This window comes from Flavobacterium sp. Leaf82 (assembly GCF_001422725.1).
Taxonomy (GTDB): Bacteria; Bacteroidota; Bacteroidia; order Flavobacteriales; family Flavobacteriaceae; genus Flavobacterium.
In genome coordinates this window covers 235,120-252,719 of the sequence record NZ_LMMA01000036.1, presented here as the reverse complement: position 1 = coordinate 252,719, position 17,600 = coordinate 235,120, and the positions used below count along the sequence as shown (strand labels likewise).

General features: G+C 36.2%; 7 protein-coding genes. All 7 read left to right on the top strand.

What is annotated here, in order from left to right; translation table 11 throughout:
* The first annotated feature begins 163 nt into the window (after window positions 1-163).
* Complete coding sequence (locus ASF10_RS22890) at window positions 164-628, top strand: NUDIX domain-containing protein (protein ID WP_056254772.1); 465 nt, start codon at window positions 164-166, stop codon at window positions 626-628.
* Window positions 629-707: 79 nt separating this feature from the next.
* Entirely contained in the window at window positions 708-1,340 is a 633-nt protein-coding gene (locus tag ASF10_RS22885; protein ID WP_056254769.1) for an HAD family hydrolase, read from the top strand.
* A gap of 882 nt (window positions 1,341-2,222) precedes the next feature.
* The gene (locus ASF10_RS22880; RefSeq protein ID WP_056254767.1) at window positions 2,223-5,153 is read left to right on the top strand and encodes a triple tyrosine motif-containing protein; all 2,931 of its coding nucleotides are present in this window, start codon (window positions 2,223-2,225) and stop codon (window positions 5,151-5,153) included.
* 526 nt (window positions 5,154-5,679) lie between these two features.
* Window positions 5,680-9,642 (top strand): family 16 glycosylhydrolase, encoded by a 3,963-nt coding sequence (locus ASF10_RS22875; protein WP_056254765.1) that lies wholly within the window; start codon window positions 5,680-5,682, stop codon window positions 9,640-9,642.
* Between the two features lie 175 nt (window positions 9,643-9,817).
* Complete coding sequence (locus tag ASF10_RS22870; protein WP_056254763.1) at window positions 9,818-12,493, top strand: beta-1,3-glucanase family protein; 2,676 nt, start codon at window positions 9,818-9,820, stop codon at window positions 12,491-12,493.
* 141 nt (window positions 12,494-12,634) lie between these two features.
* The gene (locus tag ASF10_RS22865; protein ID WP_056254760.1) at window positions 12,635-14,260 is read left to right on the top strand and encodes a glycosyl hydrolase family 18 protein; all 1,626 of its coding nucleotides are present in this window, start codon (window positions 12,635-12,637) and stop codon (window positions 14,258-14,260) included.
* A 210-nt stretch (window positions 14,261-14,470) separates the two neighbouring features.
* On the top strand, window positions 14,471-17,350 hold the full coding sequence (locus ASF10_RS24400) for an RICIN domain-containing protein (RefSeq protein WP_241775004.1): 2,880 nt from the start codon (window positions 14,471-14,473) through the stop codon (window positions 17,348-17,350).
* Window positions 17,351-17,600: the final 250 nt, after the last annotated feature.

Here is a 17,600-nt window from a genome sequence, read left to right as displayed (position 1 = left end):
TTTTAATATTTGTAAAGTGACGTGTAACGAAATATAAATTTAGGAATAGATCATTGATTAAAAATACAGAATTGGGGTAAAAATGTACAGAATACGGATTATGGGATTAATGTAAAATACATAAACTAATTAAACACTATCTTTAGGTTATAAATTAAATCCCATGAAACAAAGCGCCGGCATATTACTCTACAAATTCGTCGATAAAACAATTTTCTTTTTATTGGTTCATCCCGGTGGCCCATTCTGGAAGAATAAAGATTTAGAAAGCTGGTCGATTCCAAAAGGAGAATTTACAAATGAAGAAGATGCGCTTGATGCTGCAAAACGCGAATTTCAGGAAGAAACAGGTTTTGAATTAGAAGGTGATTTTATTGAACTGGAATCGGTAAAACTCAAATCAGGAAAAACCATTTTTGCCTGGGCTTTGGAATTTGATATTGATGCATCGCTCGTAAAAAGTAACGATTTCGAAATGGAATGGCCGCCGAAATCCGGAAAACTACAATCGTTTCCTGAAGTTGACAGAGCCGAATGGTTTCAAACTGAACACGCTTTAAAAAAAATAAATCACGCACAGGCTGATTTTATTATTCAGATAATCTCGAAAATTTCTTCTTCGCTCTAAAATTTACCTTGCTTTCGGGAATAATTTTGTAATTTACATTTTCGGTCAAGCCGAATAATTAAAAATGTAAATAAAGATTATGGAAGTTAAGTGTATTATTTTCGATTGTGATGGAGTTCTTGTAGATACAGAAAAAATTGGTAACGGAATCATGCTTGAAATGGCTGCCGAATATGGTTTTAAAATGAAACTGGAAGATGCGTATCGCGATTTTAACGGTCGTAAATTAAAAGAATGTTTTCTGTATATAGAAAATGCGATTGGAAAAAAACTTCCCGATACTTTTGAAGCAGATTATCGCCAGAAAAGTTTTGAAGCTTTCAAAATACAAGTTAAACCAATGAAAGGTGTACTATCTTTTATCGAAAAACTAAAAATCCCTTATTGTGTGGCTTCCAGTGGTCCCGTAGATAAAATCAGACTTAATCTTGAAGTCGCAGGTTTACTGCATAAATTCGAAAATAAAATATTTAGTTCGTACGAAATTAATAGCTGGAAACCAGAGCCGGGAATTTTTCTGCATGCCGCAAAAGAAATGGGTTTTGATGTAAAAGACTGTATCGTAATCGAAGACAGCAAAGCAGGAGTTATCGCAGGAATCCAAGGCGGATTTAAAGTCTATGGTTTTGCCAACGGTTATAACAATCAAGATTTAGAGAATGAAGGTGCAGCGCTTTTTGATTCTTATGAAGAGTTGAGTTTTTTGGTTTAAAGATTTTAAAAAGTTTCAGGTTTTAAGTTTCAGGTTTCAGGTTTCAGGTTTGCGCCAATTTGTGTCATTTCGATCGAAGGGAGAAATCGCACTAGTAATTCGACAAAGATTAGGTTTACTTTGCGGAGTTTCGAGTGTGATTTCTCCCTTCGCTCGAAATGACAAGATGAAACATAATGCCTTTAAATTATCTAATTCTCATATCAGGTTTCAAGTTTCAAGTTTCAAGTTTCAGGTTTCAGGTTTGCGCCAGTTTGTGTCATTTCGAGCGAAGGGAGAAATCGCACTAGTAATTCGACAAAGATTAGGTACTTTGCGGAGTTTCGAGTATGATTTCTCTCTTCGCTCGAAATGACAAGATGAAACATAATGCCTCTAAGTCATCTAATTCTCATATTAGGTTTCAATTTTCAATTTTCAGGTTTGAGGTTTGAGGTTTGAGGTTTCAGGTTTGCGCCAGTTTGTGTCATTTCGAGCGAAGGGAGAAATCGCACTAGTAATTCGACAAAGATTAGATTTACTTTGCGGAGTTTCGAGTGTGATTTCTTCCTTCGATCGAATTACAAGATTAAACGTAATGCCTTTAAATTATCTAATTCTCACATTATCTAATTCCCACATTATCTCATTTTCTAATTAGAATATCCTCTAATTTTTCCATTATCAAATCCTTTAAATTAATTGTAATTTGTTACATTAAAATAAATTTTTATATATTTGGTTTCAGAGATTCGTTTTTTTTGATGCTTAAGATTATCAAATTGTTATTTCGAAAGCAATGAATAAACAGTTTCTTTTGGCTTAAAAACATCTTTTCCCAAAGGGATATTTTTAAGACTGTAGTTCTCAAAAACTACGAACTAACCTACAGACAGAAACAAAATGACAAAATTTATAATTAGAATTTTAGTTCTATCGCTATCTCTTTTACATCCAATTGCTAATGCGCAAATTAAAAAAATTGGAGTTCCGTTTATTACAAATTACAGCCCTAAAACCTATAAAGCGGCTTCAGAAAATTGGGATGTTTTACAGGATTCTAAAGGCATGATGTTTTTTGCAAATCATTTTGGAATCATGCAATTCGATGGTGTAAGATGGAGTATTGTAACGCAGCCGGAAAACAAAAGTATGGTTCGTTCTCTGGCGATTGCTAAAAACGATAAAATGTATGTCGGGGCTCAGGGCGAATTTGGTTATACCGTGCAGTTGCCCAACGGACAATATAAATATACTTCTCTGGTAAAATTAATTGAACATTCTGCGCGAAATTTTGGCGATGTTTTGCATACAGTTGTTCGCAAGAATGAAGTTGTTTTTTTCTCTAATGAAGAGATATTTATCTACAAGAACAACAAAATCAAAACGATAAGACCTCAGAACAAGTTCGATGATTTTTTTGAAGTCAATACAGAAATCTATGTTTCAGATAATGTAAAGGGACTGCTGAAGTTGGAAAACGATGCATTAGTTGAAATTCCGAATAGCAAACAGTTTATTGGATTGAAGATCAGGAAAATCTTTGAGACGAAAGATGGATTAATTCTTCTGACACAGAAAAACGGACTTTTTAGTTATCAGAATAATCAATTAAAACCTTTTGTGACGAAAGTAGATCATTTGCTAAAGCAAAATCAGATTTCAACCGGACTTCTTCTTTCTGATGGTTATTTTGCAATAGGAACGCGTCAAACCGGGCTGATAGTTATTGATAGTGAAGGGAATTTGATTCAGCATATTAATAAGCAAACAGGTTTACAGAACGAATATGTTACGAATCTTAAAATTGATACTGAAGGTAATTTATGGGTGACTTTAAAAGAAGGTATTTCGCTTATCCAGATTTCGTCCCCTTTATCAAAAATACTTGATGCATCTAATTCCGAAACTAAAATATATTGCAGTCAGATTTATCAAAACAAACTTTATATTGCCACAGATAACGGTGTTTTCTGGTTAGATTGGGAACGTTATAAAAATGGTCAGCATGAAAATCTGCATTTTCAGCATATTGCCGGAATGTCTGAAAACGTTTGGAACATTGGTGTTTTTGGAAATTCGCTTTTAGCTTTTGAAAAAAACGGAATCTTTGAGATAAATGGCAATTCGGCACAATTATTAGCAAAAACAGATGGCGCGTGGCAAGGAGTTTTAATCCCTAATCATCCTGATTTATTGCTTGTAGGCGGATATAATGGGCTCTATTTATTAAAGAAAATAAATAATTCCTGGGTTTATCAGCACAAAATAAAAGGTTTTGAAGAAAGCAGCCGGGTAATGGTTACAGATGCTGCTGAAAATATCTGGATTGCGCATGGATATAAAGGAATTTTTAAAATAAGGTTTAATAAAACATTTGACAGCGTTTCAGACCTTCAGTTTTATAATGATAAAAATGGTTTTCCGTCGAGTTTGTTTTTAAATACTTTTATGATTAATAATCAAATACTTTTTGGAACTACAAAAGGCGTTTACAAACAAAAAGCGCATTCGAACAAGATGATTCCGGATGTTACTTTTACGAAACCTCTTGGCATACAAAATCATATTCGTTTACTAAAAGAAGATCATCAAAATAATATCTGGTACATTTCAGGAGAGAATACCGGAAAAATGAGTCAGAAATCGGGAGGTAATTTTACTGTAGAAGAATTGCCTTTTAGAAAACTGAGGTATCTGTATATTCCGGGTTTCGAAAACATTCAGACAACAGCTAACGGAGATGTATTTTTTGGCACGCAAGACGGTTTGATTCATTACAATACTACCAAAAGCAAAAAATATCAGGCAAAGTATAAAGCGGTTATTTCTGAGGTTAAATCTATTTTTCCTAAAGATAGTTTGTTGTTTTCGAGCAGATATGATGTACTTTCTACGGATACGGAATCATCAAAAAATAAACTTTCATCTGTTTTATCGCATTCTAATAACGCGTTGCATTTTTCGTTTGCTTCACTTTGTTATGATGAGGCCGATGCTACAAAATACGAATACTGGCTGGAAGGTTTTGAGCCCAAATGGTCGGACTGGAATCTTCAGACTGAAAAAGAATATACCAATTTGCCTGAAAACGAATATATTTTTCATGTAAGGGCAAAAAATATTTATGATGTAGTCAGTGAAGAAGCTGTTTTTAAGTTTGAGATTTTACCGCCTTGGTACAGAACAACATGGGCTTATATTTTGTATTTAATTCTTTTTGGGATTTTGATCTATACGATTATCAAATACCAAAAAAATCTTGCAGAACAGGAACGGGAACAATTAATTCTGAATCAGGAAAAAGAATTATTGCGCAATCGGGCTGAATTAAACGAGCAAAAACTGGCGTTAGAAAAAGAGAATATGACGATTATGAGAGAAAATCTGGAAGCAACGATTAATCTCAAAAATGCCAAAGTTGCTTCGAATACTGTGAATCTTATTCATTTAAATGAAATTTTACTTTCGATAAAAGATCTTATTGGACAGATTGATAAAAAGAATGACTTTAATACCAATTATGGTTTACTGACTAAAATTAACCGCATTATTGATCATGAATTGCAGGGAGATCAGCACTGGAACGAGTTTGAAGAAATCTTTAATCAGCTTCATGATAATTTTATGCAAAGATTAAAAATCAGCTTTCCGGAACTGACTCCGCGTGATATGCGATTGTGTGCTTATTTGCGAATGAATTTTAATACTAAAGAAATTGCTCCGCTTTTGGGGATTTCTGTCCGCGGTGTGGAAGATACCCGATATCGCATTCGTAAAAAATTACAGCTTTCTTCTGAAGCTAATATTACAGAATATATTCTGAATTTTTGATTTTTTTTTACGCAGATTTTAAAAGATTTAGGCAATTTTTTTTTATTCTCATGCTTTAGTTTCATTTAGTTTGTCATTTCGAAGAATGAGAAATCCTCGTCAGAAACTCCGCAATCAAAATTGTCAATCTTTGTAGAGCTACTTGCTAAGATTTCTCATTCTTCGAAATGACAAAATTGTGGCTATAATTGCAAAAAATGATAAATCCATTGTAAAATAAAAAAAAACATCTGCCCATATCTGCATAAATCTTTTTAAAATCTGCGTGAAACAAAAATTCCCATCTCCAAAACACACACAAAAATCAGTCTTTTTATTATTAAGTAAAATCTCAGGTAGTTTTACGCATTTTGCGGGCTAAGTATTACATTTTTTTACAAACACCGTAGTCAAACCGTATTCAAAAATGTAAGTCTTACCTCATTTATTTGTTAATATTGTCCCATTATTATCAAAATAATAATCTAATTTTTACAAAGCAGGTTTTTATTGCGCTAATAATCTTTACTAACAAAAAAACTAAAAAATGAATCAAAAAGACTCTTTTTTCGGCCGACCACCGAGAAGCAATTACAATTTAGTAAAAAGGTGTATGCTGCTGGCAATTATAGTATTGTCGCCTTTTTTAAAACTTCACTCACAATGTAACACTTTAATTTGGTCAGATGAGTTTAACGGTACAACCGTGGACGCGACCAAATGGCAAAGTATTTCCGGAAACGGGTGTCCATCGCTCTGCGGATTCGGAAATGCAGAAGCACAACGTTACGATCCCAATCAGGCAACAATTGTCAAGGAAGGAACGAACAGTTATTTGAATATTCAGGCAAAATATGAACCAAATGCCTCGTTTCCGCAACAGCCTTATTCATCGGCAAAACTAACTACAGAAGGTAAATATGCCATAAAATACGGAAGGGTAGAAGCCCGTATGAAATTATCGAACGGAATGGGCGCATGGCCTGCATTCTGGATGTTACCGGCAGGAACTTCAAATTGGCCTTTTACGGGTGAAATTGATATTATGGAAGCCAAACACAGAAATCCAAAATCGATAGACGGAACAATTCATTATGACGGCGGCGGGTATCATTATACCGGAAGAAGCTATTCTTCGCCAACTGATTTGTCTACAGAATTTCACGTTTATGCGGTAGAATGGGGACCAAATATTATAAAATGGTTCATTGATGGCAATTTATTTCATACTGCTACACCACAAACAACTGTAAATGGCGGATGGCCTTTTAACGATCAGCAGTTTTATATTATTCTTAATCTGGCTGTTGGTAGTTTAGGAACGCCTTATACAAGTGTAAACGGAGCAGGAGTTGAGCCAATTCCGGCTGATTTTCCGGCAAAATTGCAAGTAGATTATGTTCGTGTTTACAGCGGCAGTTTTACTTATGGTGTGTTGGGCGATGCAAAAGTGTATCATAACGAAACCGGTAAAACATATTCTATAAATGCTATTGCTGGTGCAACTTATAACTGGACAGTTCCTGCAGGCGCAACAATTACTTCAGGACAAGGTACAAATACAATTACTGTAAATTGGGGAACTACTGGCGGAGATGTCGCTGTAACGACGACAGTTTCTGGTTGTACAGGTAATACGTATAAATTAGCCGTAACTACAGAGGTGCCTTTACCGGTAGAAAAAATCCATGAAGATTTTCAATCGAATAGAAATATCGTTTACGGGCTTAAAACGGGAGTTTTGACAGAAGCTGTTGCAAATCCTTCGTCTACGGGAATCAATACATCTGCTTTAGTGGGGAAATATGTTCGTAACGCATCTGAATTGTATGATGTTATGAATATCAAAAATCTAACAATCAGCAATGCAAACGATTATGTATATGGCAGAAAAAAGATTTCTTTTGATATCTATACTTCGGCGCCTGTTGGTACAAAAATATCGATGCAACTCGAAAATAGTTTAGTAACCACAGCAACTAATTTTCCTTCCGGAAGACACAGCGGTTACAAAGCCACAACTACAGTTCAGAACAAATGGGAAACCATTGAATTTGAATTCGAAAAAGTAATCGATCCTAATACAAGTGCTTTAACGATTAATAATGTTGTATTTCTTTTTGAATCCAATTCAAATACAGGAACGACTTATTATTTTGATAATCTACTCACAAAAGCCGCTCCTGAAAAACCAATTATTGCGACTGATGTTCTTCAAAATTATGATGGAATCAATAAAATCATCAAAGGAACAACAACCGGAGTATATTCTGTTGTAGCAAATCCGGGAGCAAATTCTGTAAACTCATCTGCAAATGTGGCAAAGTATGTTCGAAATGTTACGGAACAATACGACGTACTTTTCTTTAATACACCAAGCACAATTGAAGATGCTGGTTTATTAAAAAATCAAACCAATAAAATCATGATCGATGTGTATACGTCGGCACCAATTGGTACAGTTGTAAGTTTAAATTTAGAGAATAGTGCGACATCGCTTCCGGCTAATTTCCCCACAGGAAGAAACAGTAATTATGTAGCGATAACGACAAAACAAAATCAATGGGAAACCCTGACTTTCTATTACAATTCAAGTCCGGATGCAGGAACATCAAATTTGGCAATAAACCAAATGGTGATATTGGCGAATTCAGGTTCTTATACCAGCGATACGTATTATTTTGATAATATTAGAATTGGTACTACCAAACTGCCGGATACTTTTACGCCGGGAGTTGTGTACGAAGATTACCAAACGGTTCACAATATTACGTTTAGAGATGCAATTGGAACGTATACGCCAAACACGGCAAACCCAAATGCAAGCGGAATTAATACATCATCAAACGTTGGAAAATATGTTAGAAAATCAACGGAACTGTATGATAACTTTTCTTTCAATACGACTTTAACCAATATTGGAGATTTCAAAGCAGGAACTAAAAAGTTTACGATGGATGTGTATACATCTGCGGCTGTTGGATCTGTGATTTCATGGCAGGCAGAAAGCAGCGCATCAATTCCGTCGAATTATCCTGCAGGAAGACATAGTATTTATCAAGGAGTTGTAAAACAATCGAATGCCTGGCATACTGTTACGTTTACTTATGCAAGCGCTCCGGATGCATCGACATTAGACAGCGAAGTAAATCGTTTTGTGTTCTTGTTTGAACCGGGAACGAACTCAGGAAATACCTATTATTTTGATAATATCAGAGCGGTAAATTTAGTTGGAACAGAAAATCCTCCGGCAACTTTACCAGCGCCATGGATAAGCACAGATTTAGGTGCTGTAACTCCGGCTGGAGAAGCTACTCATGCCAATGGAACTTTTACAATAAAAGGATCCGGAACTGATATTTGGGAATCAAGCGATCAATTTCAATTTGTAAACCAGTCTATTACCGGTGATGCTGAAATTATTGCCAAAGTAAATTCATTAACAAATACCAATACATATGCAAAAGCGGGTGTAATGTTTCGCGAAACGCTTACGCCAACTTCTAAACATGCGATGACTGATATTACAGCTGCAGCGGGAGTAGAATTTTTAACGAGAGAGGCAGTTTCAGCTATTACAACTGCTCAGGCGGCTGCTGGAACAACGCCTAAATGGCTTCGTATAACGAGATCAGGAAATGTATTTACGTCTTATTCATCTGATAACGGATCGACATGGACACAAATTGGAACTCCGAAAACCATTGCAATGGCAAACACCATTTATGTGGGATTGGCGGTAACTTCTCATGCAAACGGAACTTTGGCAACGGGAGTTTTCAGCGATGTTATTGTTCGAAATATTACGCCTCCAGTTAATAATACCAATTTGGCTTTAGCCAAAACAGCTACAGCTTCTACAGAAGAAAACGCTACTTATTCATCGGCAAAAGCCACAGATGGGGATGCGGGAACTCGTTGGGCAAGTAGTTTTGCTAATGCAAGCGAATGGATTTATGTTGATTTAGGAAGTAATTACAACATTAATCGTGTAGTATTAAAATGGGAAGCAGCTTTTGCAACTCAGTATAAAGTACAAATTTCGACAGATAATGTTTTCACCGAGAATGAAACGGTAAACACTCAAACAGCAAGCGACGGCGGAACTGATGATTTAACGGTAAGCGGAACTGGTAGATATATTAGAATTTTATGTACCACAAAAGCTTTGGCTCCATACGGATATTCATTATTCGAAATAGAAGCTTACGGATCTGCTTCGACAGCTAAGAAAGCTGCTGTTGTTAGCGAAGAATCAGAAGTTGAAACTACTGCATTTGCGGTTTATCCTAATCCTGCGAGTACTTATATTCAAATAGCGATACCGGAAAAATTAGATCATAAAACGGTAACCATTTATGATGAATCAGGAACATTGCTGGTAGAGAAAAAAATAGATTCTGATGTGAGAGAAGATCTAATAGATATTAGCAGACTTAGAAGAGGAATCTATATTCTTAATTTTAAATCAGATCAAAAAAGCTGGTCTAAAAAATTGATCAAGCAATAAATAAAAATCCGTTGGGTGTAATTTGTTTTAAAGTAATGTTCTCGGTTTCGATAATCTTGAATTTAAATTTAAAAAAAGGATAGCACCAGTAATTGCACCTGGCGGATCAATATAGTCATTACTTAAAAATGGCTTGATTTAAAATCTATTTACGTAACCCCAAAATAATTTAGATATGAATAGAATTAAACTTAAAAGAATTGCGTTTTTGGCAACACTTTTTCTGGTGTTTTCCAATTTAATGTACGGTCAGGGACCTATTCCTTTTACCATAAGTAATACCTCGACATTTAATGACAATGAATTATATGTTGCCATTGTGGGTATTGATTATAACACTGGAAACCACGTTTGGGTAAATGCCAAAACGAGTCAGGTATTGCCAATGAATTCGTCTTATAATACGGTTACCGGACCTACAATTGGCGGAAATACCGGACCGGGACAAAACTCAAAATATGCCAATTGTTTTACCAAATTAAGCGAAATACCTAACAAGACTTTTACGCTGCCTCAAATTGCAGGCTGCAGGGTTTTTATTGCTAAAGGACAACAATTGTATTTTTACTTTTTTGGAGCAAGTGGCGCGCCATCAGGATATACATCTCCAAACCCGTTGAATGCAACAGATCCAAATCAGGGAATTTTATACGAAATAATAGAATTAACCAATAACCAATATGGCTTTTTTGGAAATCCATCCAGAGTTGATTCTTATAAATACCCAATGGGATTAGAATTATTTGGAGCCAACGGATACCAAAAAAGAGTAGGAGAATTAAAAAAACACGCAGATATCGTGGCGGCTTTCAAAGCAAATGTGCCATCAGAATTTCAGGGTTGTGTAAATGATGCAACAGGCGAAATTACTGCTCCATCAAAAACTCCTGCTTTTGCAGACGGAACCGGAGGAACTTCTGTAGGAGCTCAGGCCAATTATTTAAAATCTTATATTGATGCTATCTGGAATAAATATAAAAATGAAGATTTGATATTTTATGCCGGAGATGCCGGAGTTTTTAAAGGAAGAGTTATTGGTGAACAACTGGAAATGGTTGGACAATCTGGTGGTTTTGTGGGTCGTACAGGAAGGGTTCAAAACCGACCATCGACGCAGGAAGCACTTGAAGGCAAAGGTGTTCTGGACAGAAGACTTGTTGACGGAGATTTGGACCTTGTAATTCAGGCTCAATTAACAGCAGCGATTAACAGACATGTTGTAAACACAACAACCCCAAATCCGGGACAACAAAACTGGTATGATGCATCGAAATTTTATCAGGTAAACCCAACAAATCATTATTCTAAATTCTGGCATTTACCAGGAATAAGTGTCGATAATCTGGCATATGGTTTTGCTTATGATGATGTGGCTGATCAATCGCCATCGCTTCATTCGCCACAGCCTACAAAAGTAATTGCTTCTTTTGGAGGATATTCAGGATCAGTACCTTCAGTTCCTGCAACTACAGATGTAATTACGGTTTATAAAGATTGTAATTATACCGGATTTTCTGGCGGATTAACTATTGGAGATTATAATCTTGCACGTTTGAATACTTTAGGTATTTTGAACGATGATATTTCTTCGCTTAAAGTAACACAGGGTTTTCAGGCGATTTTATATCAGGATGATAATTTTACAGGAGCTTCTACCGTAATTAATTCTGATAATGCTTGTTTGAATACAACTTGGAATGACAAAGTAACTTCGATCAGAATTCTGGCTAACGGAACTACGACTTTAGGAAATCAAACTTTTTACCTGCAAAACAGAAACAGTAATCTGTACATGGATGTCTGGAATTCAAGTGTTGCAAATGGCGCAGGAATTAACCAAGGTGCGCTTAATTCAGGAAGTAATCAAAAATTTACATTAACGCATTTAGGCGACGGATTGTATAAAATTATTGCCAACCACAGCGGTCAGTCTTTAGATGTAAATAATTTTAATAAAGCAAATGGTGCACGCATAGAGCAATATCCATACAATGCAACAACGAATCAACAGTTTGTATTGGTTTCTACAGGTGACGGATTTTATAAAATTGTTGCCAGACACAGCGGTAGAATTGTTGAGGTTGCAGGAGCAAGTACAGCATCTGGAGCTATTGTGCAACAATGGGATAACAACAATCAAACGTGCGGACAATGGAAACTGGTTGCTGCAACATCTTCGCAAACATCGACTTTAATTCAGGCCGAAGATTATTCAGCCATGAGCGGTATTCAGGTTGAAGCAACTACAGATACCGGAGGAGGTTCTAATGTGGGTTACACAGAAACTGGCGATTGGTTGGCTTATAACAGCATTAATTTTCCAACTACTGGTTCTTACTTAATCGAATACAGAGTTGCAAGTGGTGTAACAGGCGGTAAATTATCATCAGACTTAAACGGAGGAACAATTGTTCTGGGCAATGTTGATATTCCAAATACAGGAGGTTGGCAAAACTGGCAAACCGTATCTCAAACCGTAAACGTGAATGCAGGAACGTACAATTTTGGAATCTATATTCAGAATACGGGAATGAACATTAACTGGATAAAAATTACAAAAGTTGGCGCTGGTTTAGCGGCTAAAACAACTTCGGCTTTAGCTATTGAAGAAGAAGCTCCAGTTGAAACAGCATTGAACATTTATCCAAATCCGGTAGAAAATACTTTATTCGTTACTACAGAAGTTTCTGGAGAAAATGTAAAAATTGTTGATTCTCAAACCGGTTCAACAGTTTCTTCTCAAAAAATAAATAATAGCAGTATCGATGTTTCGCAATTACGAAGAGGTGTTTATCTATTAGTTTTTGAAAAAGAAGGTAAACAAACAATCAAGCGTTTTATAAAAAAATAATTAAGCAATATAAATTTTAAAGGGTATTAGAGTCAGGATTATTCACTAAATCCTGACTCTTAACTCTAAAATCTAAAACATTAAATTTAAAATTTCGCCCCCCATTTTTACAAATTTTTATTAACCTATTAAATAATTATTATGAAAAACAATTACAAAGGAATGCCACTAAAATGGACAATCATTTTAGTATTGGGAGTTTTTAATTTATCAATTGCCCAGAAAAAAGTAATCGCTTATGTACCCAACTGGGTCGATCTGAATTCATTTTCGAGTACAATTCAGTACAGTAAACTAACGCACATAAATATTGCGTTCGAAAATCCTGATGCAAACGGATATCTTTCTTATAACTCAGGAAACACAACTCTTATCAACGCTGCCCACAATCAAAACGTAAAAGTTTTTGTTTCCCTTGGCGGAGGAGCAATTTCTGAAGGCGGGGCAATTCGCGACAATTATTTTAATCTGATTACATCAGGAAACAGAACTGCGTTTATCCAGAAAATTTACGATTATGTTGTAGCACATAATTTTGACGGAGTAGATGTGGATCTTGAAGGTCCTGCAATCAATGGTGATTACGGCGGATTCGTAATTGCCCTTGCAGCAAAATTACATGCTAATGGTAAACAAATTACAGCAGCACTTTCTGAAGGATATGGCGGTGCAAATGTACCTGTGTCTACTTTTGCAGCTTATGACTGGATCAATATCATGGCGTATGATGCAACTGGACCTTGGGCTCCGGGAACTCCGGGACAACATTCTCCGTACAGTATGGCTGTAAATCAGTTTAATTACTGGACAGGCAGAGGATTACCGGCAAGTAAAGCAATCATCGGACTTCCGTTTTACGGATATGGTTTTGGAGCTTCGGCCAATCAGGGAATTTCTTATGCTAATATTGTAGCACAATATCCGGGAGCAGAAAATCAGGATCAGGTAGGAAACACAATTTATTATAACGGAATTCCAACCATCAAAGCAAAAACAACTTTCGCGATTCAAAATGCTGGAGGGGTTATGATTTGGGAATTATCTCAAGATGCTGTTGGTGCTAAGTCACTATTAACAGCCGTTAATCAGGTTATTACAGGAAGCCAGCCACCTACAGGTACAGGAACTTTGATTCAGGCAGAAAGCTATTCGTCAATGAGCGGCGTTCAGACCGAAGCTACAACAGATACCGGAGGAGGTCTTAATGTAGGATACGCAGATACAGGCGATTGGATGGCATATTCAAACATCAATTTCCCAACTTCAGGATCCTATGTAATCGAATATAGAGTAGCAAGTGCCGTAACCGGAGCCAAAATATCATCTGATCTAAATGCAGGAACAATCCAGTTAGGAAATGTAAATGTACCAAATACCGGAGGATGGCAAAACTGGCAAACGATAACGCAAACTGTAAACGTAAATGCCGGAACCTATAATTTTGGTATTTATATTCAAAATACGGGTGTGAACTTAAACTGGTTTCGCATTACAAAATCCGGAGCAGCATTAGCAGCAAAAACAGCTTCTCAATCCGGAATTGAAGGTTTGACTATTTATCCAAATCCAACAGAAGATACAATTTCATTTACTACTGAAGTTTCAGGAGCAAACGTAAGCATTATTAATTCTGAAGGAGGCGCGACAATTTCTACACAAAAAGTAAGTAATAACACGATCGATGTTGCAAGTTTGAAATCCGGAATCTACTTGATTTTAGTAGAAAAAGACGGAATCAAAACAGTAAGACGTTTTATTAAAAAATAAGTTTTTAACCGTAAATATTTAACCGCAAAGTTCGCAAAGATTTTTTATGCGTAAGGTTTTATATAAACGCAAAGACCGCAAAGCTTTGTGTTGATAAAGCTTTGCGGTCTTTGCGATTGCTAAATGCAATCCAGGATAAAAATCTTAGCGCGCTTTGCGGTTAATTTTTTCAGCAAACATCAATGCAACCCTTTTAACCCCAAATTTTATATGAAAAACAATTACAAGTTTCAGTTCGCTTTACTTGTCTTTTTAGCTTTTAGCAGCTTTGCAATTGCACAGACTTCTTTAGGCTCGAGTAAAACATTTATGAATAATTTAAAGAAAGAATTGGTGGCTTCTGCAACATCAAAGAATGCAGAAAAAACAGTCTTGCTTCAGGTCGATAATTCGAAAAACTTTAACGGAAAAATAAATTATAAAGAATCAAATTCGTCAAGTGAATTTTTGATTGGAGAAATCAAAAATGTCGCAGAATCTTCTTTTTACATCAAAGTGATGGATAAATCGCTTGAAGGACATATTATTTTCAAGAAAACAAGAGAAGCGTACAAATATTATTCAGACGCACAAGGAAATGCTTTTGTTTCTAAAGTTGATATCAATACTTTGGTTTGTATCGATTATAAAAATGTTCCGGAAAGCACAAATAAAACAACCAGTAAAGCAGCGGCTGCAGCAATTGCTCCGGCTTTATTAAACCTGCAAAGTTTACCAGGTGGTGCAGGTTGTGTTTTATTGGATTTTGACGGTTATAATATGCCGGCAGGAAATCTCTGGAACAATGGTAACGCCATAAATGCTGCACCTTCAGGAATGAGCGATGCCGATGTACAGCAACATTGGGAAGTAGTCTCAGAAGATTATCGCCCTTTTAATCTGAATGTTACAACCAGTGAAGCCGTTTTTAATTCGTACCCAAGAAACAGAAGAATGCGTGTGGTGGTGACTCCAACCAATACTGCAGCCCCGGGGGCGGGAGGCGTTGCATATATTGGTTCCTTCAATTGGGACAATGATGTACCTTGCTGGGTATTTATTACTTCGGGTAAATCTGGTGGAGACGCCTCTGCGCATGAAGTAGGTCATACTTTTGATCTGGGTCATGACGGAAGAACCAATCCGGCAGAAGATTATTTTGTTGGGATAAACAATACTTCATGGGCGCCAATTATGGGAGCAGGATATTACAGACCTGTCGTACAATGGAGTAAAGGAGAATATGATTATGCCAATAATAAACAAGATGATGTCGCTACTATTGCCGGTACTAAATTTGGCGTAGGATACAGAGGTGATGATTATGGAAATAATACAGCTTCTGCAACCACTTTAGATTATAATGCCAGCGGCGCTATTAGTCAGAGAAACGGAATAATTTCAAGCGAAGCAGATTATGATTTTTTTGCGTTTACAACTGGCGGAGGAAATGTTTCGATCAATGCCAATACCGTTGGAAGAGATGGAAACCTGCACCTTTTAATTCGCTTGTATAATGCTGCAGGAGCCGAAATGGGAACGTATTGGAACTCTGATCCTTTTGCCTTAAATGCTTCTATGAATGTGAATTTGCCAGCCGGTAAATATTTTATTGGTGTTGATGGTACCGGAGCAGGAAGCGCAGGTTACGGAGGATATTCCGCTTACGGTTCTATAGGAAGTTATTCCGTTACAGGAACGATTCCGCCAGGAGGAAATATTGCTCCTTCTACAGATGTAATTACGGCTTATAAAGATTGTAATTATACCGGATTTTCAGGAGGTTTAACTATTGGGGATTATAATCTGGCACGATTGAATGCTTTAGGTATTTTAAACGATGATATTTCTTCGCTTAAAATCACGTCAGGTTTTCAGGCAATTTTATATCAGGATGATAATTTTACAGGAGCTTCAACAGTCATTAATTCAGATAATAGCTGTTTAAATACTACCTGGAATGATAAAGTAAGTTCAATCAGAGTAATTGCAAACGGAGTTACTACTTTAGGAAATCAAACTTTCTTTTTGCAAAACAGAAACAGCGGACTTAATATGGATGTATGGAATGCCAGTTTATCTAACGGAGCCAATATTGCGCAAGAAACTGTAAATACTGGAAACAATCAAAAATATACGTTTACGCATTTAGGCGATGGTTTGTATAAAATCATAGCAAATCATAGCGGACAATCTCTTGATGTAAATAATTTTAATAAAGACAATGGCGCCAATGTAGAGCAATATCCGTATAACGCTACAACGAATCAGCAATTTATTCTGGTTGCTACAGGCGACGGATTTTATAAAATTGTTGCCAGACACAGTGGTAAAATTGTTGAGGTTGCCGGAGCAAGTACTGCAAATGGTGCCAATGTGCAGCAATGGCAGGATAATGGACAGACTTGCGGACAATGGAAATTAATTGCAACAGCTACTTCTCAAACATCGACTTTAATTCAGGCCGAAGATTATTCAGCCATGAGCGGTATTCAGGTAGAAGCTACAACAGATACCGGAGGAGGTTCGAATGTTGGTTATACAGAAACTGGCGATTGGTTAGCATATAACAATATTAATTTTCCAACAAACGGTTCATATTTAATAGAATATAGAGTAGCAAGTGGCGTAGCCGGAGGTAAATTGTCTTCTGATTTAAACGGAGGAACGATTATTCTGGGTAATGTCGATATCCCAAATACAGGAGGATGGCAAAACTGGCAAACGGTAACGCAAACCGTAAATGTAAATGCAGGAACGTACAATTTTGGAATCTATATTCAGAATACGGGAATGAACATTAACTGGATCAGAATTACAAAAATTGGAAATGCAGCAATTGTTCCTGAATCGTCTGCAATTATTGCCGAAGAACAAATTCAGGATGTGGCTTTCAATGTATATCCAAATCCGGTTTCAGATGTGCTTTTCTTTACAAAAGATGTAGCAGGAGCAACGGTACAAATTATCGATTCACAAACCGGAAGTTTAGTTAAAAGCCTGGAAATTAGAGATAATAATATAAATGTTTCCAGTTTAAACAGAGGCGTTTATGTAATTGTTTTTGATAAAGACGGTAAACAAACTGTTAGGCGTTTTATTAAAAAATAATAGTTGTTAGTTATTTTTATTTCAACCTTTGTCAAACTTGTAGATTTGACAAAGGTTAACACAATCTTGTCAGCAATGGCAAGATTGTTTTTTTTATACAGGTTTCCGTTTTAATTTTTCCCCTAATAAAATTATTAACCTTGCACAATCATTCTTTGTGTGCCATTATATTTAGGTTAATTCAATTGCAAAAAAAAACTTTGCGTCTTCGCGACTTTTCGAAACTAAAAAATTCAGCGCTCAGTTAGCA